Source organism: Pseudomonas extremorientalis (assembly GCF_024584605.1).
Classification (GTDB): Bacteria; Pseudomonadota; Gammaproteobacteria; order Pseudomonadales; family Pseudomonadaceae; genus Aquipseudomonas; species Aquipseudomonas extremorientalis.
The window spans coordinates 49,992-75,292 of the sequence record NZ_CP089519.1 but is presented as its reverse complement, the minus strand read 5'-3'; the positions used below and the strand labels follow the sequence as shown (position 1 = coordinate 75,292).

The window sequence follows — 25,301 nt, the reverse complement described above, 5'->3', positions numbered from 1 at the left end:
TGTCGCCGCTCATGCCTAAAACACCGCTTGCCAGCCGTCCCCACGACCACTCTCACTGCGTGCATACCGCGCTGTCGGAAGCCGACACCCTGTGCACACAGAAGGGTCTGCGCCTGACCGCACTGCGCCGCCGCGTGCTGGAATTGGTGTGGCAGAGCCACAAGCCGCTGGGCGCCTACGACATTCTCGGCGTGCTCAGCGAGCAGGACGGCCGCCGCGCCGCGCCGCCCACCGTGTACCGCGCACTGGACTTCCTGCTGGAAAACGGCCTGGTGCACCGCATCGCCTCGCTTAACGCCTTCGTCGGCTGCAGCCACCCGGAACACGCGCACCAGGGCCAGTTCCTGATCTGCCGCGAGTGCCACGCCGCCATCGAGCTTGAACAAAAAAGCATCAGCGACGCCATCATCAAGAGTTCTGCCGAGGTCGGCTTCCGGGTCGAAGGGCAAACGGTCGAAGTGGTCGGCCTGTGCTCGGGCTGCCAGGGGGCTTGATGAGCAACGCGTTAATCCGCCTGGAGCAGGTCGGGGTCACGTTCGCCGGGCAAAACGTGCTGGATAACATCGCACTGAGCGTGGAGCCGGGGCAGATCGTTACCCTGATCGGCCCCAACGGCGCCGGCAAGACCACCCTGGTGCGTGCCGTGCTGGGCCTGCTCAAGCCCGACACCGGCAGTGTGTGGCGCAAGCCCAAGCTGCGCGTCGGCTACATGCCGCAGAAGCTGCATGTCGATCCAACCTTGCCATTGTCAGTCCTGCGCTTCCTGCGCCTGGTGCCCGGCGTAGACCGTGCCCGCGCCCAGGGGGCGCTCAGGGAAGTCGGCGCCGAACAGGTGATCGACAGCCCGGTGCAAAGCATTTCCGGCGGCGAAATGCAGCGCGTGCTGCTGGCCCGCGCCCTGTTGCGCGAGCCGGAACTGCTGGTGCTGGATGAGCCCGTGCAGGGCGTCGACGTCGCCGGCCAGGCCGAGCTGTACAGCTTGATTACCCGTCTGCGCGACCGCCATGGCTGCGGCGTATTGATGGTGTCCCACGATTTGCACCTGGTGATGAGCACCACCGACCAGGTGGTGTGCCTCAACCGCCACGTGTGCTGCTCGGGCCATCCGGAACAGGTCAGCGGCGACCCGGCGTTCGTCGAGCTGTTCGGCAAGAACGCCCAGAGCCTGGCGATCTACCACCACCATCACGACCACGCCCACGACCTGCATGGCGCCGTCGTCGATGACCCCGCCACCCCCCATACCCACGTTCATGGAGATAGCTGCAAGCATGGCTGATTTTCTGCTCTACGCCCTGCTGGCAGGCTTGGCTTTGGCGTTGGTGGCGGGCCCGTTGGGCTCGTTCGTGGTCTGGCGGCGCATGGCCTATTTTGGCGACACCTTGTCGCACGCCGCGCTGCTGGGCGTGGCCCTGGGCTTTCTGTTGGATGTGAGCCCGACCATCGCCGTGACCGTTGGCTGCCTGTTATTAGCGGTACTGCTGGTGACCCTGCAACAGCGCCAGCCCCTGGCCTCCGACACCCTATTGGGCATCCTGGCACCCAGCACCCTGTCCCTGGGCCTGGTGGTGCTGAGCTTCATGCATGAAGTGCGCATCGACTTGATGGCCTACTTGTTCGGCGACCTGCTGGCGATCAGCCCCGGCGACCTTGCGTGGATCCTCGGCGGCAGCGCGGCCGTACTGGCGCTGCTGGTCGCGCTGTGGCGCCCGCTGCTGGCGATTACCGTGCACGAAGAGCTGGCCACGGTAGAAGGCTTGCCCGTGCCGGCCCTGCGCATGGCCCTGATGTTATTGATCGCCGTGGTGATCGCTGTCGCGATGAAGATTGTCGGCGTATTGTTGATCACGTCGCTGCTGATCATTCCCGCGGCCGCTGCCCAGCGCCACGCCCGCTCACCGGAGCAGATGGCGGTGGGCGCCAGCCTGCTGGGGATGCTCGCTGTGTGCGGGGGCCTGGCGTTGTCCTGGTTCAAGGACACGCCGGCCGGGCCGTCGATTGTGGTCACGGCCGCCGCCCTGTTTCTGCTGAGTTTTGTCCTGCCCCGTCGAGGGGTGTAGACTTGCTCGCTTTTTGCGCAAATAGAGAGTCGCAGGAATGAAGCCGTTCACCTCCCGTTATCTGCTCCTTGCCGCATTTTCCCTGCTGCTGGGCGCCTGTCAAAGCACACCGCCCGCCGTCCCAGAGGCCCCGGACGCACGCGCTGCGGCCATCGCACAGCTGGAACAAAACCTGGCCAGCAGCGAACTGGCCACCGCAGAAGACCAGCTAGCGGCGCTGCAAGCCCAGTCGCCCAACGACCCGGCGCTGGAAACCTACCAGCGGCAGTTGGCTGAAGCCTACTTGCAACGCAGCCAGATCGTGTTGCAAAAGGGTGATGTAAACGCCGCCGCGACCGCCCTGAGCCGTGCCCGCGCCCTGATGCCCAAGGCACCCGCGCTGACCGGTGGCGTCAACAGCGCCATCAGCCATGCGCGCAAGGCCGAACTGGACAAAGCCGAAGCCGACCTGAAAGCGGCCGAGGCCAAGCCCGCCGCCAAGGTCATCGACCCCACGGCGCCCAGCACCACCGTGGCGTTGAACCTCACCAACATCGAAGAACTGCGCCATCAGCTGGATGCGATTGCCACCGACGTGGTGAATTACCAATGCGATGTGAGCATCCAGGCGCCGCGCACAGAGGATTACCCGTGGCTGGCCACGTTGCTGACCAAACGGGTGAAGCGAATTGATTCGGGGTATGACCTGAAGATTCACCGGCAGATTCTGAAGAAGATTCCGGCGCAGGTTGTGCTGATTCCGCGCAAGGCGGAATAAAACCATCGGCGGCAAGCCCCCTCCCGCACTTTGAATGTATTCACAGCTCAAAATGTGGGAGGGGGCTTGCCCCCGATGACGATCTAACAAACAACCAAAGACTTAAGCCGGAATCGCCTTGGCCTTAGGCTCACGATCCCAGACCCGGTGCTGGGCAATCGCGGCAAAGAATGCCTTGAACGCCTTGGCATCCGACCCGACGATCAGTCCCGCATCCGCCTCAAGCTTCAACAGATCCAGCAATGACTTAGCGTCGTTGGCGACGGTAATCGCCTTCAAGTGCTTGTACGCTTCCAACAGGAAGTGCAACGCCACGCCATCACCACTCAAGGCTTTAACAGAGTCTTTCCCGCCAGGGACAAATACCGCATCGAACGCAATCGATGGCATACCTTCCATCGAGGCATCCACCTTCAGGCTTTTACCATCAGCCGTTTTTACCGGTGCCGAGGTTGGCCCCAGCAGCTTGGCATGTGCGCCCTCGGCTTCCAGTGCCTTCTTCAACGCATCAATTGCAGCACCATCAACGCCGTTCGCGGCAAGAATCGCCACTTTTCGCGTTTTGATATCACCCGGCAGCAGGTTTGCCTGGCTCAATGCCGGCGAACGTTCCGGCTGGGTTTTACGGACAGGCACCGTGCCTTGGGTCGGCGCGGGCAGCCCCAGGTTCTGCGCCACGCGCTTGGCCAGTTCCAGGTCGATGTTGGCCAGGATCTCGTTGACCTGACGCGCGCGGATAAACTCGCGCTCGACCTTGCCCAGCTCAAAGCTGTAGGCCGCAATGATGTGCTCCTGTTCGTGCTTGCTCATGCTGTGGAAGAACAGACGCGCCTGGGAGAAGTGATCGCCGAACGACTCGCTGCGCTCACGGATCTTGTGGGCGTCGATGCGCTCAGGGTAGGACTCAAAACCACCATCCTGCGCAGCCGGTGGCGTTTCTTTCGGCCAGCCGCCATCGATTGAGTTCGGCTCATAAGAGGCTCGCCCTTTATCGATGGTGCTGCGGTGCATGGCATCGCGCTGGTTGTTATGCAGCGGCGTGACCGGCTGATTGATCGGCAACTGATGAAAGTTCGGCCCGCCGAGTCGGCTGATCTGCGTGTCGGTGTAGGAAAACAGCCGACCTTGCAGCAGTGGATCGTTGGAGAAGTCGATACCCGGCACGATATGGCCTGGGCAGAACGCGACCTGCTCGACCTCAGCGAAGAAGTTGTCCGGGTTGCGGTTGAGCACCATCTTGCCCAGCGGCGTGATCGGCACCAGCTCCTCAGGGATCAGCTTGGTCGGGTCGAGGATATCGAAGTCGAACGCATGCTCCTTGTCCTCGGGAATCACCTGCACGCCCAATTCCCACTCAGGGTAGTCGCCCATCTCAATGGCTTCCCAAAGGTCGCGGCGGTGGTAGTCGGTATCTTTACCGGCCAGCTTTTGCGCTTCGTCCCACACCAGCGAGCAAGTACCCGCCGTAGGACGCCAGTGGAATTTGACGAAGTTGGATTTCCCCTCGGCGTTCACCAGGCGGAAGGTGTGCACGCCAAAACCCTGCATGCTGCGCAGGCTCTTTGGAATGGCACGGTCAGACATCGCCCAGATCACCATGTGCGCCGATTCAGGCTGCAACGAGACGAAGTCCCAGAAGGTATCGTGCGCCGACCCGCCTGTAGGAATTTCATTGTGCGGCTCGGGCTTCACGGCGTGTACGAAGTCAGGAAACTTGATCGCGTCCTGAATGAAAAACACCGGCATGTTGTTGCCCACCAGGTCGAAGTTGCCTTCTTCGGTGAAAAACTTCACGGCAAAACCGCGCACATCACGCACCGTGTCACCCGAACCACGCGGGCCCTGCACAGTGGAAAAGCGGGTGAAGACCGGCGTTTTATGCCCAGGGTCACGCAGGAAACCAGCCTTGGTCAGCGCCGAATGGTTCTCGTAGGTCTGGAAATAGCCATGGGCACCGGTGCCACGGGCATGCACGATGCGCTCCGGGATACGCTCATGGTCAAAGTGCGTGATTTTTTCACGCATGATGAAATCTTCCAGCAGCGATGGGCCACGGGAGCCCACTTTCAGGGTGTTCTGGTTGTCGGAAATCTTGACGCCCTGATTGGTACGCAGGGCCTGACCGGTCGCATCGGAGCGGAAGGCCTCCAGGGCCTGCAGCTTGGCGTTGGTGTTACCACGATCCAGGGTGTCGGTGCCCGCTAGCTCGCTCTTTGGCTTTTTGCTACTCATCAGTCAAAACTCCTTATTCAAAGTGGCCAGAGCGGTCCCCGGCTCGTTTGAGCAAAACCCCAGGCACGGCACCTGGGAAATCGAGTTGCTTAAGTAGTGACTGACGCGGTTTTGTACCGTTCCTTTTTTATGACCTTTGATCGCGTTATTGCCAAATCGCTGGTTGAATACGAAATAAATGCTAAGAAACGCTATACAGACAGGCTAAAATGCGCCCCCGGCTAACCGCTGATCCCTTTTCCATGCGCCCCACAAGGTTCGCTACGTGATCGAGTTTCAAAACGTCCATAAAACCTACCGCGTCGCCGGTAGGGATATTCCCGCGCTGCACGCCACCAGTCTGAGTGTCGAAAACGGCCAGGTGTTCGGCCTGATCGGCCACTCCGGCGCGGGTAAAAGCACCCTGCTGCGCCTGATCAACCGCCTCGAAGAACCGAGCGGCGGCATCATCAGGGTAGATGGCGAAGAAGTCACCGCCCTGGACGCCAACGGCCTGCGCCGTTTCCGCCAGCAGGTCGGGATGATCTTCCAGCACTTCAACCTGCTGGCTTCCAAGACCGTCGCCGACAACGTGGCGCTGCCACTGACCCTGGCCGGCGAACTGTCGCGCAAGGACATCGACCTGCGCGTCGCAGAACTGCTCGCGCGCGTCGGCCTGTCGGACCACGCCAAAAAGTACCCGGCGCAGTTGTCCGGCGGCCAGAAACAACGCGTCGGCATCGCCCGCGCCCTGGCGACCAAGCCAAAGATCCTGCTGTGCGACGAAGCCACCAGCGCCCTCGACCCGCAGACCACCGCCTCGGTGCTGCAACTGTTGGCCGAGATCAACCGCGAGCTGAAGCTGACCATCGTGCTGATCACCCATGAAATGGACGTGATCCGCCGTGTCTGCGACCAGGTGGCCGTAATGGACGCCGGCGTGATCGTCGAGCAAGGCTCGGTGGCCGATGTATTCCTGCACCCCAAGCACCCAACCACGAAGCGTTTCGTGCAAGAGTCCGAGCAGGTCGACGAAAACGAGCAACGCGATGACTTCGCTCACGTACCCGGCCGCATCGTGCGCCTGACGTTCCAGGGCGAAGCGACCTACGCGCCGCTGCTGGGCACCGTCGCACGCGAAACGGGCGTGGACTACAGCATCCTCGCCGGTCGTATCGACCGCATCAAAGACATCCCTTACGGGCAATTGACCCTCGCCGTCACCGGTGGCGACATGGACGCTGCGTTTGCGCGCTTCACCGCTGCTGACGTCCACATGGAGATCCTGCGCTAATGGACGTCCTGTTGAGTTTCTTCGCCAATATTGACTGGTCCGAAATCTGGCTCGCCACCGGCGACACCATGACCATGCTGTTCGGCTCACTGTTCTTCACCGTGGTGCTGGGCCTGCCCCTGGGCGTGCTGCTGTTCCTCACCAGCCCGCGCCAACTGTTCGAACAGAAGGGCCTGTACGCGCTGCTGTCGCTGATCGTGAACATCCTGCGTTCGCTGCCGTTCATCATCCTGCTGATCGTGATGATCCCGTTCACTGTATTGATCACCGGCACTTCGCTGGGTGTGGCTGGTGCGATTCCGCCGTTGGTGGTGGGCGCGACGCCGTTCTTCGCACGCCTGGTGGAAACCGCGCTGCGTGAAGTGGACCGCGGCATTATCGAAGCCACGCAATCGATGGGCGCCAGCACGCGCCAGATCATCACCAACGCCTTGCTGCCCGAAGCGCGCCCAGGCATTTTCGCGGCGATTACGGTGACCGCGATTACACTGGTGTCCTACACGGCCATGGCCGGTGTGGTGGGTGCCGGCGGCCTGGGTGACCTGGCGATCCGTTTCGGTTACCAGCGTTTCCAGACTGACGTGATGGTGGTCACGGTGGTGATGCTGCTGATCCTGGTGCAAATTCTGCAAACCGTCGGCGACAAGCTGGTGGTGCACTTTTCTCGAAAATAACGGCCATTGCCGGTGATAAGCCGGCACATGCCCGAACAAGGAGCTTGTTGGATGAAGAAACTACTGGTTGCTTTCGCCGCCGTTGCCGCGTTTTCCGCCCACGCCGAGACCATCACGGTCGCGGCTTCGCCGGTCCCACACGCGGAAATCCTCGAATTCGTGAAACCTGCCCTCGCCAAAGAAGGCGTGGACCTGCAGGTCAAAGTCTTCACCGACTACGTGCAGCCGAACGTACAAGTCGCGGAAAAGCGCCTGGACGCCAACTTCTTCCAACACCAACCGTACCTGGATGAATTCAACAAAGCCAAGGGCACCCACCTGGTGAGCGTCGGCGCGGTGCACCTGGAACCCCTGGGCGCCTACTCCAGCAAGTACAAGAAGCTGGACGAACTGCCAAGCGGCGCCAATGTGGTGATCCCCAACGACGCCACCAACGGCGGCCGGGCCCTGTTGCTGCTGGCCAAGAACGGCCTGATCACCCTGAAGGACCCGACCAACATCCTGTCGACCATCAAGGACATCACCGCCAACCCGAAAAGCCTGAAATTCCGCGAACTGGAAGCCGCCACCTTGCCGCGCGTACTGACCCAGGTCGACCTGGCGCTGATCAACACCAACTACGCGCTGGAAGCCAAGCTGGACCCGTCCAAGGATGCGCTGGTGATCGAGGGCAGCGATTCGCCTTACGTGAACATCCTGGTGACCCGCGAAGACAACAAGGACTCGGACGCCGTGAAGAAGCTGGTTGCAGCCCTGCACACGCCTGAAGTGAAGCAATTCATCGAAGAGAAGTACAAAGGCGCGATCAAGCCGGCGTTCTGATCTGATTCGATCTCCAACACGCTGAAGATCAAAAAATGTGGGAGGGGGCTACACCCCGATTGCTGAGTGTCAGTCACTGCATCTGGTGGCAGACCCACTGCTATCGGGGGCAAGCCCCCTCCCACATTTGTTATGTGTCGCCTGTTACTGACGCTTCAACAACCCCGGCAACTGCGCCACCAGCTTCTGGTTGTTCAACGGCGCACGGATGAACCCGCGCTGAGTCCCATCCGGCCCGATCAATGCCAGGTTGCCGCTGTGGTCGACGGTGTAGTTGGGCTTGCTGGTATCCGCCGGAATGAACGGAATGCTCACCGCATTCGAGACCTTCTGCACCTCCTCCACATTCGCGCCCGTCAGGCCCTGGAACTGCGGGTCGAAGTAGCCCAGGTACTGTTTGAGCTGGGTCGACGTATCGCGGTTCGGGTCCACACTGACCAAAATCACCTGCAACTTATCCACAGCCTCTTTAGGCAGCTCGCTCTTGATCTGGCGCAGCTGGGCGAGGGTAGTCGGGCAGATGTCCGGGCAGAAGGTGTAGCCGAAGAACAACAGGCTCCACTTGCCTTTCAATTCGTTGACCAGCACCGGCTGGCCGTCCTGGTTGGTCATGGTCACCGGCGGCAACTGACGGCTTTGCGGCAACAGGATGATACCTGCGTCGATCAGCGCGGTAGGGTCGCCCTGGCCCTTGCCCGAGAGCACTTTGTTAACGGTCAGGCCCATGATCAATGCCACCAGGGCCACCAGGATGAAGACAGTCTTTTGAGTTCGAGTCATAGGTTCAACAGTAAGTAGTGGTCTACGAGCAGGGCGATAAACAGCAGCAGCAAGTACCAGATAGAGTACTTGAAGGTGTTGATCGCCGCGTGCGGCCGACCGCCACGGTACAACACCCAGGCCCATTGCAGAAAGCGCCCGCCCAATACCAGGGCGCAGCCGAGGTACAGCAGGCCGCTCATGTGGATCACATAGGGCATCAGGCTCACCGCCAGCAGGGCAAAGGTGTAGAGCAGGATATGCACCTTGGTGTAGTGCTCGCCGTGGGTTACCGGCAGCATCGGGATATCGGCCTTGGCGTATTCTTCCTTGCGATGGATGGCCAAGGCCCAGAAGTGTGGCGGAGTCCAGGCAAAGATGATCAACACAAGCAGCAGGGGCTCGGCGCTGACATGCCCGGTGACGGCGACCCAACCCAGCAAGGGCGGCGCTGCACCGGCCAAGCCGCCGATAACAATATTCTGTGGCGTCGCACGCTTGAGAAAACCGGTGTAGATCACCGCATAACCGAGCAGCGAGGCCAGCGTCAGCCAGGCTGCGAGCGGATTGGTGAATGCCAGCAGCAGGGCCAAGCCGGCAACAGCCAGAAACAAAGCAAAGGCCAACGCCGCCAGCGGTGACACCCGGCCCTCCGCCAACGGCCGCTTGTGAGTGCGCGCCATTACCGCGTCGATGCGTCGGTCCACCACATGGTTGACCGCCGCCGCGCCGCCTGCACACAGGGCAATCCCCAGGTTGCCAAACACCAGCACGGTCCACGGCACACCAGCGCGAGTCGCCAGGAACATCCCCACCAGCGAGGTGATGAGCATCAGCACCACCACCTTCGGCTTGGTCAGCTCCAGATAATCACGCCAGATGGCCTGGCCGTGACGCGCGCCGATCAAGGTCGCCATGGCATCTCTCCTTTAAGGGTAACGAGGCCCGATACGTGTTTGCGCGGAATAAAGCGCCAGCCGAACGGCAACTGGTTGCGCACCCGGACCAGACTGGTGCGCGCGTGATAGTTGACCAGTACCAGCGTCAGTAATAACGCCGCACCGCCCGCGTTATGCCCTACCGCAACCGGCAGCGGCAGGTGGAAATACACATTGCTCAGGCCCAGGCAGATTTGCGCCGCCAGGGCGATCAACAGCAAGCCGGCCAACCGCGTCATGCCGACTGCGCGCAACTGCCAGGCCAGGCCCAGCAGCACCAGGCTGACGATGACGGCGCCGATGCGGTGGGTCAGGTGGATGGCGGTGCGCGCCTCGCTGTCCAACTGCCCACCGAGGTAATTGGGGCCGATGTGTTGAGTCAGGTGGAAGCCGTTGGCAAAGTCCGCTGCCGGCCACCACTGCCCATGGCACGTTGGCAAATCGATACAGGCCACCGCCGCGTAGTTGGAACTGACCCAACCGCCCAGGGCAATCTGGCCGATCACCACCACCAGGCCTGCCGTCGCCCAATATTGCAGGCGCTTGGGCACGATCAGCGCGGGCAATACGCCGGACAAACGCAGGGTCAGCAGGAACAGCAGGCTCAAGGTCGCAAAGCCACCCAACAGATGCCCCGTCACCACCTGCGGCCACAGCTTCAATGTCACCGTCCACATGCCAAATGCCGCTTGGGCGAACACCACCGCCAGTACAAACAGCGGCAGCTTCACCGGCTGGCCCGGATCGCGCCGATGGCTCCACGAGCGCGCCGCCAGCAACACAATCAGCAAGCCCAGGGTGCCGGCGAAGTAGCGATGGGTCATCTCGGCCCAGCCCTTGTCCGCCTCCACCGGCGTATCGGGGAAGTGCAGCTCGGCGTGGGCCAGTTGGGCTTCGGTGTTGGGCACGCCGATGAAGCCATAGCAGCCGGGCCAGTCCGGGCAGCCCAGACCCGCATGGGTCAGGCGGGTATAAGCGCCGAGCAGCACAACGATCAGCGCCAGCAAGGTGGCAAACAACGCGAGGCGAAATCCAGGTTTGGCCATGACGATGCCCCTATCCGATGTTCGACAGTTTCAGCAGGTGGCGCAGGTCGTTGAGCAAGTCCTTGCCTTTGACCTTGGTGTCATAGCGCAGCACCAGGTTGCCGTGGGGGTCGACGATCCACAGCTGAGCATCCCCCGGTGCAGCGGCGTTTTTACTGAAGGTCGACAGGTCCAGCGGGTAGCGTTGCAGTTGCGGGTACTCGGCCTTGAGCTTGGCGTCATAGTCGCTGTCCAGCGGCTGCGCACTGGCCAAGGCATGGCTGGCGCGGGAGGCATCGCGCCCCAGGCCGATCTGCAATTGACGCGCGAGGTAGACCAGTTGCTGGCAATCGGCGGCGCAGGCGGCGGGCGCGGTGACCAGCAGTTGCCAGCGCTGCTCATCGGCCTGCACGCCAATGTCGGCGCGGGTCTGGCCGTTGCCGATCATCTCGCCGTGGTAGCTGCGGCTTTGCGGCACCCAGAACTGCAGCTTGTACATGAAAGTGGCCAGCGCCATCGGGCCGATCACCATCATCAGGATCAGAATCAGTTGCCAACGGCCTTTGCGCCGATCAGGCACCTCAGACATGTTGGGTGGATTCATGGCCGCTCCCATGGGGCTTCTCCTTTTTGTTGTGCCATCCGAGGTAGAGGTAAAGCGCCAGCAACGCCAGCGACATGGCGAACCACTGCACGGCATACGCCAGGTGTTTTTCCGGCCCCATGGCCACGATGGGCCAGCTGGTTTCGTAAGTGCCGGGGCCGGGCTCGGCACGTAGCTCATAGGCGAAACCGCTGCGGCCCAATTGCGCCCACAACGCGGCAGGGTGCAGCGCCGTCAGCAGGCGTGGCCATTGCGCACTGGCGGGGTCGGCGTGCAATTGGAAGGTTTCGCCAGGGGCGACGTAGACCCAGGCATCCAGATTCAAGAGCTGCTCCGGGGTACTGAATACCGGTGGCGTGCGCCGGTCCGGCCAGGGTAGCCAGCCGCGATTCAGCAACAGCCACAGGCCGCTGGCCTGATCGTGGAAGGGTTGCAGCAGCTCTACGCCGGCCTTGCCGTCGCGCATGCGGTTATCGAGAAACACGCTGTGCCCGGCATCCAACTGCCCGCGCAAGCGCACGCGGCGAAAGGCCGGGTCGGCCATGTCATTGAGTTGCGCACTGCTGATCGGCTCCGCTGCGCGCCGCTCGGCATAACTGTCCACCAGCAGCTGCTTTTCATGGCCGCGCGACAGTTGCCAGAACCCCAACCCCACCATCAGGGGCAGCAGTACCAGCACCACTAAGGTGGGTGCGATCCCTGGACGAAAGCGTTTTGCGGCGCTGGCTATACTTGTTTTCATTGCCCGCCCATCCCCGTGGAGCCCGACCATGCTCAAAGCTGCTATTGCCCTGATGCTGATCGCGACCGTCGTGAGCCTGTTCAGTGGCTTGTTCTTCCTGGTCAAGGACGAGGGCAACTCCAACCGCCTCGTCAACGCCCTGACCGTGCGTGTCGTGCTGGCCGTGATCACACTGGCCTTGATCACCTGGGGCTTTTTCAGCGGCCAACTGGTTTCTCATGCGCCGTGGTAAGTCGCCTCACAGCACGTAAACGAAGAAAAACAGCCCGATCCACACCACGTCCACAAAGTGCCAATACCAACTGGCCGCCTCGAAGCCGAACTGGTGCTCGGCATTGAAATGCCCCTTGAGGATGCGCATCAGCATCACGAACAGAATGAGGGTGCCGATGGTCACGTGGGCGCCATGGAAGCCGGTGAGCATAAAGAACGTCGCGCCATACACGCCGGAGCCCAGCGTCAGGCCCAGCTCTTTATAGGCGTGGATGTACTCCTCGGCCTGGAACCCCAGGAACGCCAGCCCCAACAGCACCGTGATCGCCAACCAGATCTTCAACGCACCGCGATGACCTTTGCGCAGGGCATGGTGGGCAATGGTAATGGTCACGCTGGAGCTCACTAGCAGGATGGTATTGACCAGCGGCAGACCCCAAGGGCTGATGGTGCCTTCAGGCGCGGGATACATTTTGGGGTCAGGGTTGTTGAGCAACGGCCAGGCAAACTCGAAGTTCGGCCACAGCATGTGCGCAATGCCCTTGTGACCCTCACCGCCCAACCACGGGCCGGACATGTGCCGCACATAAAACAGCGCACCGAAGAACGCGATAAAGAACATCACTTCGGAAAAGATGAACCAGGTCATGCCCCAACGGAACGATCGGTCCATCTGCGAACTGTACAAACCGGCGCGGCTTTCCTTGATGACCGCACCGAACCAACCGAACAGCATGTAAGCCAGCAGCAGCCCACCGACAAAAAAGATCCACGGGCCGTGGGATTCCGGGCGTGCCGCCTTGAGGTCGTTGAACCACACAGCCAGTCCATACACGGTGACCAGCATGCCAATCGTGGCAATTATCGGCCATTTGCTTTGCGCTGGTACGTAGTACGTATCATGAGTCGACATGTATTCGCTCTCCTGATTGAGGGGGCAAACAGTAGCTAGCCGCCGGTATGCACAGCCACCGGCGGTTGGCGCGCAGTGATATCGAACAGCGTGTACGCCAGAGTCAGATGCTTCACATCCTTGGGCATGTCGCGGTCGACGATGAAGCGCACCGGCATCTCGATCCGCTGGCCCGGCTGCAGCACTTGCTGGGTGAAACAAAAGCATTCGGTCTTGTGGAAATACATCGCCGCTTCGGCCGGGGAAATGCTCGGTACGGCCTGGGCAGTCATCGGCTTGTCAGTCGGGTTGTGAGCCACGAACAGCATCTCGGTCACCGCGCCCGGGTTGACCACCACTTCGTCCGCCTTGGCATAGAAATCCCAGACCATATCGATGGCATTGGTAGACAGGAACTGCACGCGCACCTGGCGCGTCGGGTCGACAACCTGCTCGCCCTCATACTGCCCTGCGGTCTTGCCGTTGATGCCGAACGCCTTGCACATCACGTCGTAGATCGGCACCAGCGCAAAGCCGAAGGCGAACATCGCCACCACCAGGATCAGCAGCCGTGTGACCAGGCGCTTGATCGGCAAGTATTCAGCCATGACGCCCACCCAATGTGAATGAGGCCATTGTGGGAGGGGGCTTGCCCCCGATAGCTGTTTTACAGCCAATCATGATGTCGGCTGACACACCGCTATCGGGGGCAAGCCCCCTCCCACATTGGCCGTGTAAGCAGTGCCAAGGCGTGTTCATTTGACCTCCGGCGGCGTGGTGAAGGTGTGGTATGGCGCCGGCGAAGGGATGCTCCACTCCAGGCCTTCAGCGCCATCCCAAGGCTTGGCCGGCGCCGGCGGGCCGCCACGGATGCACTTGATCACGATAAACAGGAAGAAGATCTGCGTGGCGCCGAACATGAACGCGCCGATCGACGAAACCATGTTGAAGTCAGCGAACTGCAGGTTGTAGTCCGGCACCCGGCGCGGCATGCCCGCCAGCCCGACAAAATGCATCGGGAAAAACGCCATGTTCATGCCCACGAAAGACAACCAGAAGTGCAGCTTGCCCAGGGTTTCGTCGTACATGTGGCCGGTCCATTTCGGCAGCCAGTAGTAGGCCGAGGCGAAGATGCCGAAGATCGCACCGGGCACCAGTACGTAATGGAAGTGCGCCACCACGAAATAGGTGTCGTGGTACTGGAAGTCCGCCGGGGCAATCGCCAGCATCAGCCCGGAGAAACCGCCAATGGTGAACAGGATTACGAAGGCCACGGCGAACAGCATCGGCGTCTCGAAGGTCAGCGAGCCCTGCCACATGGTGCTGACCCAGTTGAACACCTTCACCCCGGTGGGCACGGCAATCAGCAGGGTGGCGTACATGAAGAACAACTCGCCCACCAGCGGGATGCCCACCACGAACATGTGGTGCGCCCACACGATGAACGACAGGAATGCAATGCTCGCCGTGGCGTAGACCATCGAGGTGTAGCCGAACAAAGGCTTGCGCGAAAAGGTCGGGATGATCGAGCTGACGGCGCCGAAGGCCGGCAGGATCATGATGTACACCTCGGGGTGACCGAAAAACCAGAACACGTGCTGGAACAGCACCGGGTCACCGCCGCCGGCCGCGCTGAAGAAGCTGGTACCGAAGTGGATGTCCATCAGCATCATGGTCACACACCCGGCCAGCACCGGCATGACCGCGATCAGCAGGAACGCGGTGATCAGCCAGGTCCACACGAACAGCGGCATTTTCATCAAGGTCATGCCCGGCGCGCGCAGGTTGAGGATGGTGGCGACCACGTTGATCGCGCCCATGATCGAGCTGATACCCATCAGGTGGATGGCGAAGATAAAGAACGTCACGCTTTCCGGTGCGTAGGTGGTGGAGAGCGGCGCGTAGAAGGTCCAGCCGAAGTTCGGCCCGCCTCCTGGCGTGAACAGCGTCGAGACCAGCAGCAGGAAGGCCGCCGGCAACAGCCAGAAACTGAAGTTGTTCATGCGCGGCAGGGCCATGTCGGGCGCGCCGATCATCAGCGGGATCATCCAGTTGGCCAGGCCGACAAACGCGGGCATTACCGCGCCGAACACCATGATCAGACCGTGCATGGTGGTCATCTGGTTGAAGAACGCCGGCTGCACGATCTGCAGGCCGGGCTGGAACAGCTCGGCCCGGATCACCATGGCGAACGAGCCGCCGAGCAAGAACATGGCAAAGGCGAACCACAGGTACATGGTGCCGATGTCTTTGTGGTTGGTGGTCAGCACCCAGCGCATCAGGCCCTTGGCGGGGCCGTGGGCATGGTCGGCGTGACCATGGTCGTCGATCACAGCGCTCATGGTCGTTCTCCTGCAAGCGAGTGGGCGGGGCGGGTCGCGGTCAATGCCATGAGAGAGGTCATTTGCTTTCCGCCTGCTTGATGGCCAGCACGTCTTTAGGCGTGACCATGTCGCCTTTGTTGTTACCCCAGGCATTACGCTCGTAGGTCACCACGGCGGCGATATCCACTTCCGAGAGCTGCTTGCCGAACGCCGCCATCGCGGTGCCGGGCTTGCCGTGGTACACGAGGCTCAGGTGATCGGCGGCAGGACCGGTGGCGATCTTGGAACCCTTGAGCGCCGGGAACATCGGTGGCAGGCCCTGGCCTTCGGCCTGGTGACAGGCCACGCAGGTGGTGTGGTAGACCTTGTCGCCACGGGCCACCAGCTCTTCCAGGGTCCACTCTTTGGAGGTCAGCTCCTTGAGCTTGGCGGCCTCTGCCTTGCGCTCGCCGAGCCAGGTGTCGTAGTCGGCCTTGGACTTGACCTCGACGACGATGGGCATGAAGCCGTGGTCCTTGCCGCACAGCTCGGCGCACTGGCCACGGTAGATGCCGGGCTTCTCGACACGGGTCCAGGCCTCGTTGACGAAGCCGGGAATTGCGTCGCGCTTGACCGCAAACGCCGGCACCCACCAGGAGTGGATCACATCGGCGGCGGTCACCAGGAAGCGCACCTTGGCCCCCACCGGCAACACCAGCGGCTGGTCGACTTCCAGCAGATAGTGTTCGCCCTTGGTCGCCTGGTTGTGGATCTGTTCGGCGGGCGTGGCCAGGTTGCTGAAGAACTCCACATCCTGGCCCAGGTATTTGTAATGCCATTTCCACTGGTAGCCGGTGACCTGGATATCGATATCCGACTCACTGCTGTCGTAGATATTGATCAGGGTCTTGGTGGCCGGAATGGCCATCGCGATCAGGATCAGCAAGGGCACGACGGTCCAGAGGATCTCCACGGTAGTGCTCTCGTGGAACTTGGCCGCGACCTGGCCCGTTGACCGGCGATGAACGATCATCGACCAGAACATCGCGCCAAACACGATGATGCCGATCACCACACAGATCCAGAATATGGTCATGTGCAGGTCGAACACAGCGTGACTGACTTCTGTCGCCCCTGGCGCCATATTCGTTGTCCAGGCGGCATGTGCCTGGCCGAATACCGACCACAACAGGAGGCCCATCCAAACATGTGGATGTCGCATCATTGCGGGTTCCCCTTATCGTTCTTGTTATCCCGCCGGTTTGCACCTGCGTCGAAGGGAGCGGCTTCCATACTGCTTACAACCGCCTGGCCTTGCCTGCTTATGCAGTCTGGCGTCATCAGCTAATCGCGTACAAATCCGAGTATAGACAGGCTCTGCAACCCCGCAATGTGTAGGGGCAAATGAGTAGAAATGACTGGCTGGAGTCAATAAAACCGGGCACGGAATCGTTTATCCGACGAACGATGGCAATTCGATATAACGCGGGCGCATAACCATGAAATAATTATGACAAATGCGTCTGAGGCGCTCGTATAAACGAGCTACCTTATCTTCTCCCTTTTCCTACGCCTGCATCACTGGAGCTTTCATGAACACCGCCGCATTGCGCGAGCAGATTTCCCGTGCCCATCAACACGAAGCCAGCACTGGCCAGCTTGCCCTGCAACTGGAAAAACAATTGCCGCACCTGCATTCGGCCATCTCCCTGGCTGACGGTGATCGCAACATTGTCATGACCCGCTTTGTCACCGCCTACATCGACTTGGTCCCGGACTTGCTGGACGCCGCCAACGACGTGGCCCGCGAGGCCGGTATCGAAAGCCAGATCAAACCGGTACTGAAAATCGCCGAGCACTTCTTCCTGCAACCACCTGCCATCCTGGCCGGACATGAAGGTCTCGATGGCCTGCTGGATGAGGCCTACCTGGCTCATCGCCTGGTCGAAGAGGTCAACGATCTGTATATCAAGCACTTCGGCCAGCCGTTGATTCCGGCCGATACCACGGTGGCCAATGTCATTGCCCATCAGCTGATCGGCGAAACCTTCGCCAACCAGCTGGATGAAGCGGTACACCACGCAGTGGATGAAATGCTCAACGAAGAAAGCTTTGCGCTGGAGTCCGTGGAGGCTTATCGCGAACAGCTCAAGAGCCCCGACACGGAAGCCGCGTGGAAGCGCTGGCCATGCCTGTCGCGACAGCTGGGGGTTGAGTTGGCGCTGGATCAGCCGGCCTGATCCCGCCTTGTAGGAGCTGGCTTGCCGGCTCCTACAGGCGTTGTTTTGCTGTTCAGGCTGGCGCGGAGCCTATCCCCGTCGTCGTCCTCACCCGGCCTTCCAGCCGACGCTTCAACCCGCGCGCCTCGATCACCAACGTCGAGCCCTTGGCCGCATTGGCCCGCCCCCATTCCTCCAGCAATTCCAGGCAGGAATGGTCGATGTAACTCAGGTTGCTCAGCGGAACATGCACGGTCGTCCCGGCAGGCACCGTCGACAAGACTTGAGTCAACGCGGGCACTTTCAGAAAGGTCGCCGCACCGGTCAGGCGCAGTTCCATCTCACCGTCCTGAGGCAGGTCGATCAGGCTGACCTTCAACCGCGAAGCCTTGAACGCCAGCTTGACCAACGTCAGCCCGAAGCCCACCAATACGCCGGTCAGCAGGTCGGTAAAGATGATCGCCAGCGCCGTGGCCGCGTAGGTAAACATCGGCATCCGCCCATAGCGTCCCAGTGCCTTGAAGGCCTTGATGTCGACCAGCTTGATACCGGTGTACACCAGCACACCCGCCAGGCTCGCCACCGGGATGCTTTGCAGCACACTCGACAGCAACAGCACGAACGCCAGCAGCCACAGGCCATGGAACATCGCCGACAAGCGCGTGGTTGCACCGGCCTGCACGTTGGCCGAGCTGCGCACAATCACGCCGGTCATCGGCAAGGCGCCGACCAGGCCGCAGAGCATGTTGCCCACCCCTTGAGCAGACAACTCCTTGTCGAAATCCGAACGCTGACCGCTGTGCATGCGGTCGACCGCCGCCGCAGACAGCAGCGTTTCAGCGCTCGCGATAAACGCCACGGCAAATGCGGCGATCAACAGTTGGGGATCGGCAAGGTTCAACAGGTCACTGGGGCGTAGCCAGTCGATGGCATCAGCAAGGTTTTCCGGGACTTCGACACGTTTGACCTGCAACGCCAGCACCAGGCTGACAACCGTGGCCAGGCCCACGCCCAGCAAAGCACCGGGCACAAAGCGCAGCTGCTGCGGGCGCAATTTGTCCCAGGCGTACATCACCAGCATCGTCGACAAACCGAGCAACCCGGCCTGCCAGCCCAGGCCACCGCCCAGGGTCGGGATTGCGTCGGCCAGTGCCGCCGGGAAGCCTGCCAGATTGTCGAGCCCCGAAGGCTTGGGCGCGCCGTCGAGCATCACGTGGATCTGCGACAGCACAATCAGCACGCCAATCCCCGCCAACATGCCGTACACCACCGCCGGTGCCGTGACGCGAAACCAGCAGCCCAGGCGCAAACGCCCGGCAACCAGTTGCAGGAATCCCGCCAGCAGCAGGATCGGCCCGAGCATCAGCATGCCGTGCTGGCGCACCAACTCGAACACCAGCACCGCCAGACCCGCCGCCGGGCCACTGACTTGCAACGGCGAGCCCGCCAACCAGCCCACCACCAAGCCTCCGATAATCCCGGTAATCAGGCCTTTGGCCGGCGGCATGCCAGAGGCGATCGCAATCCCCATGCACAAGGGCAGGGCGACCAGAAACACAACCACGGAAGCGAGCAGCTCCCTTGGCAATACAGCTTTCAATTGAGCAGCACGCATGATGACTCTCCCGAGGCATTCGCCGGGCGCGGTAAAGCCTGGCTGCGTCCATGGCAGCCACCGCTTTACCCGGCAGGGAAGTGTGTTAGAAGCGCGCTTTAGGCGTCGCGCAAGGGATCGGTCCGTCGCCGCTCAACGGTCGGAACGTCGACTGGTCGGCATCGTAGGCGCGGATTTCGCTGGTCTCGATGTTGTAGATCCAACCGTGGATAAACAAATGACCATTGGCCATGCGCGAAGCCACGGAGGGGTGAGTGCGCAAATGTTGCAGTTGGGCGATGACGTTTTCTTCGGTGAGCACTTTCATGCTCTCGCCTTCATTGGCGCAGTCGCAGTTGTCATGGACCATGGTCTTGGCAACCTCGGCATGCCGCAGCCAGGCCTTGACCGTCGGCATCTTCTCCAGGCTGTCAGGGTTGAGCACCGCGCGCATGGCGCCACAATCGGAGTGCCCGCAGACGATGATGTGCTGCACGCCAAGGGCGAGTACCGCGTACTCGATGGCCGTGGAAACACCGCCGTTCATCTGGCCGTAAGGCGGTACGACGTTGCCGACGTTACGGGTCACGAACAGATCGCCAGGAGAGCTCTGGGTGATCAGCTCAGGCACGATGCGCGAGTCGGCGCAGGTAATGAACATCGCACGTGGGCTCTGGGCCGTGGCGAGTTTCTTGAAGAGTTCTTCCTGCTGGGGGAAGACGTCGTGATGGAAATGCAAAAAGCCGTCAACGATATGCTTTAGCGCTGCATCGGCGGTTTCAGCCACCTGAGGGGCAGAAGCCGACGCAGCCAACGGCTGTTTATCCTTGTCACTCATGGTTCATCCTCTTGATTAATGCAGGGGAGTTTTCAAGTCAGTTGGACGCTTGGCCAGTGGATTAGTTGTAAAACGCCAGGGGCCACAGTGCCGACTCATCAGTCACTCGCTGAACAAGGTAACCGCCGAAACTTAACTCAAACTGAATGAACCGCTCTAGATCGAGGGTTTCAGTGATGTCAAAACGCGACCACTCCTACGGGAACGGTGCGTTCTGCCCTGTCAGTCTACAACAATGCCATCTGTCTGCCCGGAGGACAGAACGCCGTGCAATCCAGGTCAAACCCTTCCCGCCGGTTGAGCCCCAGCCGCTTGATGGCTTTACTGAAGCGCTGCGCCAGCAAGTCGGCAAACGGCCCTTCGCCACGCATGCGTACGCCGAAGCGGCTGTCATACACCTCGCCGCCACGCACCTGGCGCACCAGGCTCATCACATGGGCCGCACGCTGTGGGTAATGCGCCGCCAGCCACTCCTCAAACAACGGCGCCACCTCCAGCGGCAGGCGCAGCATCATGTACGCCGCACTTTGCGCGCCCGCAGCGTGAGCTTCGGTCAGCAGGCTTTCCAGCTCACTGTCATTGATCATCGGAATCATCGGCGAGCACAGCACGCCCACCGGGATCCCAGCCTCACGCATCACCCGGATCGCGCGCAGGCGCGCCTTGGGCGCCGCCGTGCGTGGCTCCAGGATACGCTTGAGTTCGTCGTCCAGGCTGGTGAGGCTGATCATCACGGCGACCAGCCGCTGGCGCGCCAACTCGGTGAGCACGTCCAGATCGCGCAATATCAGCGAGCCCTTGGTGATGATGGTCACCGGATGGCGATAGCGCAGCAGCACTTGCAGGGTTTGCCGGGTGATCTTGTACTCGCGCTCGATCGGTTGGTACGGGTCGGTGTTGGACCCAAGGTTGATCGGCGCGCACACGTAACCCGGTTTCGACAACTGCTGTTCCAGCACATCGGCGGCGTTGGTCTTGGCGATCAGTCTGGTTTCGAAATCCAGCCCCGGCGACATGTCCCAATAGGCATGGCTCGGCCGTGCGTAGCAGTAGATACAGCCGTGCTCACAGCCACGGTAGGGGTTGATCGAACGATCGAACGGCAAGTCCGGCGAGTTGTTGCGGGTGATGATGGTCTTGGCCGTTTCGATGCGCACTTCAGTGCCCTGGGTCGGCGGCACTTCCTGGAACCAGCCGTCATCCTCGACCACGCTGACAGTCGGTGCGAAGCGGTTGTGCAGGTTGGTGGCCGTGCCCCGGCCACGGGGCGGCAACGGAGTAGACATGAAAACGCCTCGATACTGTTTTTATATACAGTATCGAGGCGCAGGGCTTCTGACCAGTGCCGTTTGGCGGTCAGCCAGGGATCAGTGCCGTTGCGTGACCTGGCCCAGGTCATCGCCCGAGGTGGTGCGCATATCGTTCTTGCGCAGGTCCGCCACTTCGTTGGCCTTCACCGGCGCACCTTTATTGCCCCAACTGCCCCGAATGAAACTGACCACATCCGCCACTTCCTGATCCGACAGACGCCAGGCGAACGCCGGCATGGTGAAGGTCGAGGGCGCCGCGTGGGTAGCCGGCAAGGTGCCGCCATTCAACACGATGTTGATCAACGACGTGGCATCCGCCGTCTGCACTACCGGGTTACCCGCCAGCGCCGGGAACACCCGCGTGTAGCCATGCCCGTCGGTACGGTGGCAGGCCGCGCAGTTGTCGATATATACCGACGCGCCCGGCTTGCGGTCATCGCCTTTCCACAGCGCCTCGGCCACCTGCTTGTCGTACTGATGCGCTTGGTCCTTGGGGTCTACCGCCGGCAAGCTCTTGAGGTAACGGGCGATAGCCGTCAGGTCATCCTCCGACATGTACTGCATGCTGTGGACGACAACGTCGCTCATGCCACCAAACACCGCGCTGCGATCACTGCGCCCGGTCTTGAGGAATTGCACCAACTGCTCCTCACTCCAACTGCCGAGGCCGTCCTTGTGGTCACCGCGCAGGCTTTTGGCGATCCAGCCCTCCAGCGGCGCACTGCCGGACAGGAAGGCGTTGCCGTCAGAGGCACTCAGGGCTTTTTCCTGCATGGTCAGGGCCCGTGGCGTGTGACATGCGCCGCAATGGCCAAGGCCTTCCACCAGGTAGGCGCCACGGCTGACCACCGGGTCGGCGGCGGCTTGCGCCTGATGCGCTTCGACAGCCGGCGCAAACATCCAACGCCACGCCGCCAGCGGCCAGCGCATGCTCAAGGGCCACGGAATATCGCTGTCCTTGTTCTGCTGAGCGACCGGTTCGACACCCTTCATGAAATACGCATACAACGCCTGCATATCGCTGTCGCTGACACGCGCATAAGACGGGTAGGGCATCGCCGGGTAAAGCGTACTACCGCTCTTGGCGACGCCATGGCGCACGGCCTTGTCGAAGTCTTCGAAGCTGTAGTCGCCCAGGCCGGTCTTGTCCGGGGTGATGTTGGTGGAATAGATCACGCCTATCGGCGTTTCCATCGGCAGGCCGCCGGCGAAGGGCTTGCCGCCTTTGGCGGTGTGGCAGGCCACGCAATCACCGGCGCGGGCCAGGTATTCACCCTGCTTGATCAAATCGGTTTCAGCCGCACTGACAGAGCAACTGCTGAACAGGGCGAAGGTGGCGATAACAAGTGCTTTCATGGTCGTCGCTCCTTATGCCTGAACCAGTGGGCCGGGATTTTTCAGGTATTGCTCGCGAATGGCCCGCGCCGACCAGTAGGTCAGCGCCGCCACCAGGCCGGTAGGGTTGTAGCCCAGGCCTTGTGGGAAAGCGGACGCACCTGGGACAAACACGTTGTGCACATCCCAGCACTGCAGGTAGCGGTTCAACGCGCTGGTTTTCGGGTCGGTGCCCATGATCGCGCCGCCATTGAGGTGGGTGGTCTGGTAGGACGCCGTGTCGAAATGCTCACCGACCTTTTTGCCGAGCAGGGCAATCGCCTTGGGGTTCATCGCCTCGGCGACCTTGCTCATTTTCTCGACCATGAAGCGGTTCATCTTGATGTCGTTTTCCTGCCAGTCGAACGTCATCCGCAGCAGCGGCAGGCCGTAGGCATCGCGATAAACAGGGTCCAGATCCAGGTAGTTGCCCCGGTAGGATTGATGGGCACCGTGGGCATCCATCGACACCTGGTGGGTGTAGTAATCGGCGGTGGCGCGTTTCCACGCGCTGCCCCAGGCCGGTGTGCCTGGCGGGTTGGACGTACCGGCAATCGGCCGGCTGCCGGCCTGGTTGACCCACATCGGCGAGCCCCCCACGAAGCCATGGGGGCCATGGTCGAAGTTGTCGGCGTTGAAGTCATCGATGGCCACGCCATTGCCGCCTGCACCGATGAAGTTGTTGGTATGAGTGTCTTTGTCGAAGAAGGCCTTGATGGTGGCCATGTTCTGGTAGGCGAAGTTCCTGCCCACCACGCCCTCATTGGTTATCGGGTCGTAGGGCTTGCCGATGCCCGACAACAGCATCAAACGCACGTTGTGGAACTGGAAGGCGCCGAGAATCACCAGATCTGCCGGCTGTTCGCATTCCCGGCCCTGGGCGTCGATGTAGGTCACGCCGGTGGCCTTGCTCTTGGTGCTGTCGAGGTTGACCTTGAGTACGTGGGAATTGGGCCGCAGCTCAAAGTTCGGTACCTGGCGCAACGCCGGCAGGATGTTCACGTTCGGCGAGGCCTTGGAATACATGTAGCAGACATAGCCGCTGCAGAAACCGCAGAAGTTGCACGGCCCCATCTGCGCACCGTAGGGGTTGGTATAGGGCCCCGAGGTATTGGCGGACGGCAGGTTGTAGGGTTTGTAACCCACCTCGGCAGCCGCTTTCTGAAACAGCTGTGCGGAGACCGTATTCTTCTGCGCTTCCAACGGGAACGGATTGGAACGGTCCGGTGCATACGGGTTGCCGCCACGGCCTTCGCCTACCAGCTGACCTTTTACGGTCCAGGCCTGGCCGGAGGTGCCGAAGACTTTTTCCGCGTAGTCGAAAAACGGCTCCAGCTCTTCATAGCTCACGCCGAAGTCCTGGATGGTCATGTCCTTGGGGATGAAGTTTTTGCCGTAGCGCTCCTCATAGTGGCTGCGCATGCGCAGCTCGATCGGGTCGACACGGAAATGCACCCCCGACCAATGCAGGCCCGCGCCGCCCACACCGTTGCCCGGCAGGAACGCGCCCAACTGACGGTTGGGCAGGGCGACGTCATTCACGCTATGGCGAATGGTCACGGTCTCTTTGGAAATGTCCTGGAAGAGTTTTTTACGCACGCTGTAGGTCAGTTCGTCGATGACCTGGGGATAGTTGCCGTCCGGGTAGGTGTCCTGCATCGGGCCACGCTCCAGCGCAACCACGTTGAGGCCTGCTTCCGTCAGCTCCTTGGCCATGATCGCGCCGGTCCAGCCGAAGCCTACGATCACTGCATCCACTTTCTTCATGATGGTCGCCACGTTTATGCCCTCTCACCGCGGATGGAAACTGCCGGAAAGGGGTATTGCTCGTTGCGTTCAACCCAGTCCATGAAATCGGCGCGAGCGCCGGGGAAGCCGATCATGGTCCAGCCGACCATGCCTTTGTTGCCACCGTGGATGGGGTCGCAAAAGAACCCTTCCTTGGTGTTTTGCAGCAACAGGTTGAAGAACATCTTGGGCGGCACCGCTTCAAAATGCGCCGTCACTTCACTGCCGCCAGCCTCCAGACGACGCAACATATCGTCTCGGGTAGCGCTGTCTTGCGCAGCAAAAGCTTTACCGTTGAAGGCTTTCGACCAGGCATCCGTCGCGGCAATGCCCAGGCGATAGATGTCCTTGGGCACCAGTTTGGACTGCCAGCCCATCTCTGGAGCGGCATCCGCGTTGAACGGCCCTTGCATGAACCACAGGGCGCCGCTGGCGTACGGGGTGTTCATCTGACGGTCGATATATTCCGGCGCACCGGCTTCCAGGGCGCCCGGGCCTTGCTCATCGGCGGGAATCAGGCGCTCGACGGCGGCGTTGATAAACGCCCACTCCTCAGCCGTGAAGTAAGTAGGCTCGTAGGCCTTTTCACTTACCGCAGGCTTGGCGGGAGCGGCCTGCGCCGGTTCAGGCGTTGCCATCAACATCGAGCCGCCAAGGCCAGTGCTGGCAACCGTGACCACCGGGATCAAGGTCAAGGATTTGCGCAAAAAGTCACGCCGGGGGTTGTCTTGATCTTGATCAGACATGGTGGCACCTCATCATGTGGTCACGGGAATATCGGCCGGCTTCTAGTGAGCGGCTTGGCCTTTTAGGCAATCAATAGTTACAAATGATAGCAGGCTATGAATTCACAGAACCGTTTCAGCGACTAAAGACTGAGGATT

24 protein-coding genes and 1 pseudogene are annotated in these 25,301 nt (G+C 61.2%); 9 read left to right on the top strand and 16 right to left on the bottom strand.

Annotated elements, in window-relative coordinates; all coding sequences use genetic code 11:
- Positions 1 to 11 precede the first annotated feature (11 nt).
- The 4 genes from LUU92_RS00375 to LUU92_RS00360 are packed head-to-tail and all read left to right on the top strand — an operon-like array spanning position 12 to position 2,817.
- Positions 12 to 494, top strand: a complete 483-nt coding sequence (locus tag LUU92_RS00375; RefSeq protein WP_025854323.1) for a Fur family transcriptional regulator — start codon at positions 12 to 14, stop codon at positions 492 to 494.
- Positions 494 to 1,279, top strand: a complete 786-nt coding sequence (znuC, locus tag LUU92_RS00370; RefSeq protein ID WP_257102984.1) for a zinc ABC transporter ATP-binding protein ZnuC — start codon at positions 494 to 496, stop codon at positions 1,277 to 1,279. The genes LUU92_RS00375 and znuC overlap by 1 nt, the downstream gene beginning before the upstream one ends.
- On the top strand, positions 1,272 to 2,060 hold the full coding sequence (gene znuB, locus LUU92_RS00365; protein ID WP_071490944.1) for a zinc ABC transporter permease subunit ZnuB: 789 nt from the start codon (positions 1,272 to 1,274) through the stop codon (positions 2,058 to 2,060). The genes znuC and znuB overlap by 8 nt, the downstream gene beginning before the upstream one ends.
- 37 nt (positions 2,061 to 2,097) lie before the next feature.
- On the top strand, positions 2,098 to 2,817 hold the full coding sequence (locus LUU92_RS00360; RefSeq protein ID WP_071490943.1) for a PA5502 family lipoprotein: 720 nt from the start codon (positions 2,098 to 2,100) through the stop codon (positions 2,815 to 2,817).
- Positions 2,818 to 2,919: 102 nt separating this feature from the next.
- Here LUU92_RS00360 and katE read toward each other — a convergent pair whose 3' ends face one another.
- Positions 2,920 to 5,049 carry a catalase HPII gene (gene katE, locus LUU92_RS00355; RefSeq protein ID WP_071490942.1) on the bottom strand — a complete coding sequence of 710 codons (2,130 nt, stop codon included), beginning with the start codon at positions 5,047 to 5,049 and terminating at the stop codon, positions 2,920 to 2,922.
- Between the two features lie 265 nt (positions 5,050 to 5,314).
- Between katE and LUU92_RS00350 the strand changes: the two genes are divergently transcribed.
- Genes LUU92_RS00350 through LUU92_RS00340 form a run of 3 tightly spaced genes read left to right on the top strand, consistent with a single transcriptional unit; the run spans position 5,315 to position 7,818 of the window.
- Positions 5,315 to 6,322 (top strand): methionine ABC transporter ATP-binding protein, encoded by a 1,008-nt coding sequence (locus tag LUU92_RS00350; protein WP_222540717.1) that lies wholly within the window; start codon positions 5,315 to 5,317, stop codon positions 6,320 to 6,322.
- Positions 6,322 to 6,996: a methionine ABC transporter permease gene (locus tag LUU92_RS00345; protein WP_010207814.1), complete on the top strand. Its 675-nt coding sequence runs from the start codon at positions 6,322 to 6,324 to the stop codon at positions 6,994 to 6,996. The genes LUU92_RS00350 and LUU92_RS00345 overlap by 1 nt, the downstream gene beginning before the upstream one ends.
- 51 nt (positions 6,997 to 7,047) lie before the next feature.
- The gene (locus LUU92_RS00340) at positions 7,048 to 7,818 is read left to right on the top strand and encodes a MetQ/NlpA family ABC transporter substrate-binding protein (protein WP_071490940.1); all 771 of its coding nucleotides are present in this window, start codon (positions 7,048 to 7,050) and stop codon (positions 7,816 to 7,818) included.
- Positions 7,819 to 7,962: 144 nt separating this feature from the next.
- Here the strand turns inward: LUU92_RS00340 and LUU92_RS00335 are convergent, their stop codons facing one another.
- Genes LUU92_RS00335 through LUU92_RS00315 form a run of 5 tightly spaced genes read right to left on the bottom strand, consistent with a single transcriptional unit; the run spans position 7,963 to position 11,886 of the window.
- The gene (locus LUU92_RS00335; protein WP_071490939.1) at positions 7,963 to 8,598 is read right to left on the bottom strand and encodes an SCO family protein; all 636 of its coding nucleotides are present in this window, start codon (positions 8,596 to 8,598) and stop codon (positions 7,963 to 7,965) included.
- Positions 8,595 to 9,494 carry a heme o synthase gene (gene cyoE / locus LUU92_RS00330; RefSeq protein WP_071490938.1) on the bottom strand — a complete coding sequence of 300 codons (900 nt, stop codon included), beginning with the start codon at positions 9,492 to 9,494 and terminating at the stop codon, positions 8,595 to 8,597. The genes LUU92_RS00335 and cyoE overlap by 4 nt, the downstream gene beginning before the upstream one ends.
- Positions 9,482 to 10,561 (bottom strand): COX15/CtaA family protein, encoded by a 1,080-nt coding sequence (locus LUU92_RS00325; protein ID WP_071490937.1) that lies wholly within the window; start codon positions 10,559 to 10,561, stop codon positions 9,482 to 9,484. Before LUU92_RS00325 ends, cyoE begins: the two co-directional genes overlap by 13 nt.
- Positions 10,562 to 10,571: 10 nt before the next feature.
- A complete protein-coding gene (locus tag LUU92_RS00320) occupies positions 10,572 to 11,156 on the bottom strand; it encodes a PA_0111/PP_0108 family redox-active disulfide protein (RefSeq protein ID WP_071490976.1) in 585 nt (194 codons plus the stop codon).
- Entirely contained in the window at positions 11,122 to 11,886 is a 765-nt protein-coding gene (locus LUU92_RS00315) for an SURF1 family protein (RefSeq protein WP_071490936.1), read from the bottom strand. The genes LUU92_RS00320 and LUU92_RS00315 overlap by 35 nt, the downstream gene beginning before the upstream one ends.
- Positions 11,887 to 11,914: 28 nt before the next feature.
- On the opposite strand from LUU92_RS00315, the gene LUU92_RS00310 reads away from it, so the two are divergent.
- Positions 11,915 to 12,118, top strand: coding sequence for a twin transmembrane helix small protein (locus LUU92_RS00310; RefSeq protein WP_058424417.1), 204 nt, complete (start codon positions 11,915 to 11,917; stop codon positions 12,116 to 12,118).
- A 6-nt stretch (positions 12,119 to 12,124) separates the two neighbouring features.
- Here the strand turns inward: LUU92_RS00310 and LUU92_RS00305 are convergent, their stop codons facing one another.
- The 4 genes from LUU92_RS00305 to coxB all read right to left on the bottom strand — a co-directional run bounded on the left by LUU92_RS00305 (position 12,125) and on the right by coxB (position 16,519).
- A complete protein-coding gene (locus LUU92_RS00305; RefSeq protein WP_071490935.1) occupies positions 12,125 to 13,012 on the bottom strand; it encodes a cytochrome c oxidase subunit 3 in 888 nt (295 codons plus the stop codon).
- Positions 13,013 to 13,047: 35 nt separating this feature from the next.
- Positions 13,048 to 13,599 carry a cytochrome c oxidase assembly protein gene (locus tag LUU92_RS00300; protein ID WP_071490934.1) on the bottom strand — a complete coding sequence of 184 codons (552 nt, stop codon included), beginning with the start codon at positions 13,597 to 13,599 and terminating at the stop codon, positions 13,048 to 13,050.
- 147 nt (positions 13,600 to 13,746) lie between these two features.
- On the bottom strand, positions 13,747 to 15,333 hold the full coding sequence (gene ctaD / locus LUU92_RS00295; RefSeq protein WP_016978771.1) for a cytochrome c oxidase subunit I: 1,587 nt from the start codon (positions 15,331 to 15,333) through the stop codon (positions 13,747 to 13,749).
- Between the two features lie 58 nt (positions 15,334 to 15,391).
- Complete coding sequence (gene coxB, locus LUU92_RS00290; protein ID WP_058424414.1) at positions 15,392 to 16,519, bottom strand: cytochrome c oxidase subunit II; 1,128 nt, start codon at positions 16,517 to 16,519, stop codon at positions 15,392 to 15,394.
- A 367-nt stretch (positions 16,520 to 16,886) separates the two neighbouring features.
- On the opposite strand from coxB, the gene LUU92_RS00285 reads away from it, so the two are divergent.
- Positions 16,887 to 17,534, top strand: a complete 648-nt coding sequence (locus tag LUU92_RS00285; protein WP_058424413.1) for a hypothetical protein — start codon at positions 16,887 to 16,889, stop codon at positions 17,532 to 17,534.
- Between the two features lie 52 nt (positions 17,535 to 17,586).
- Here the strand turns inward: LUU92_RS00285 and LUU92_RS00280 are convergent, their stop codons facing one another.
- The 6 genes and pseudogenes from LUU92_RS00280 to LUU92_RS00255 all read right to left on the bottom strand — a co-directional run bounded on the left by LUU92_RS00280 (position 17,587) and on the right by LUU92_RS00255 (position 25,163).
- Positions 17,587 to 19,128 (bottom strand): SulP family inorganic anion transporter, encoded by a 1,542-nt coding sequence (locus tag LUU92_RS00280; RefSeq protein WP_071490930.1) that lies wholly within the window; start codon positions 19,126 to 19,128, stop codon positions 17,587 to 17,589.
- Positions 19,129 to 19,213: 85 nt separating this feature from the next.
- Positions 19,214 to 19,945, bottom strand: coding sequence for a carbonic anhydrase (locus LUU92_RS00275; protein ID WP_071490929.1), 732 nt, complete (start codon positions 19,943 to 19,945; stop codon positions 19,214 to 19,216).
- 227 nt (positions 19,946 to 20,172) lie between these two features.
- Positions 20,173 to 21,231, bottom strand: a complete 1,059-nt coding sequence (locus tag LUU92_RS00270; RefSeq protein WP_071490928.1) for a PA0069 family radical SAM protein — start codon at positions 21,229 to 21,231, stop codon at positions 20,173 to 20,175.
- A 70-nt stretch (positions 21,232 to 21,301) separates the two neighbouring features.
- Positions 21,302 to 22,611, bottom strand: a pseudogene (locus tag LUU92_RS00265) (c-type cytochrome).
- A 12-nt stretch (positions 22,612 to 22,623) separates the two neighbouring features.
- Positions 22,624 to 24,408 carry a GMC family oxidoreductase gene (locus LUU92_RS00260; RefSeq protein ID WP_071490926.1) on the bottom strand — a complete coding sequence of 595 codons (1,785 nt, stop codon included), beginning with the start codon at positions 24,406 to 24,408 and terminating at the stop codon, positions 22,624 to 22,626.
- A gap of 2 nt (positions 24,409 to 24,410) precedes the next feature.
- Positions 24,411 to 25,163 carry a gluconate 2-dehydrogenase subunit 3 family protein gene (locus LUU92_RS00255; protein ID WP_071490925.1) on the bottom strand — a complete coding sequence of 251 codons (753 nt, stop codon included), beginning with the start codon at positions 25,161 to 25,163 and terminating at the stop codon, positions 24,411 to 24,413.
- Between the last annotated feature and the right edge of the window lie 138 nt (positions 25,164 to 25,301).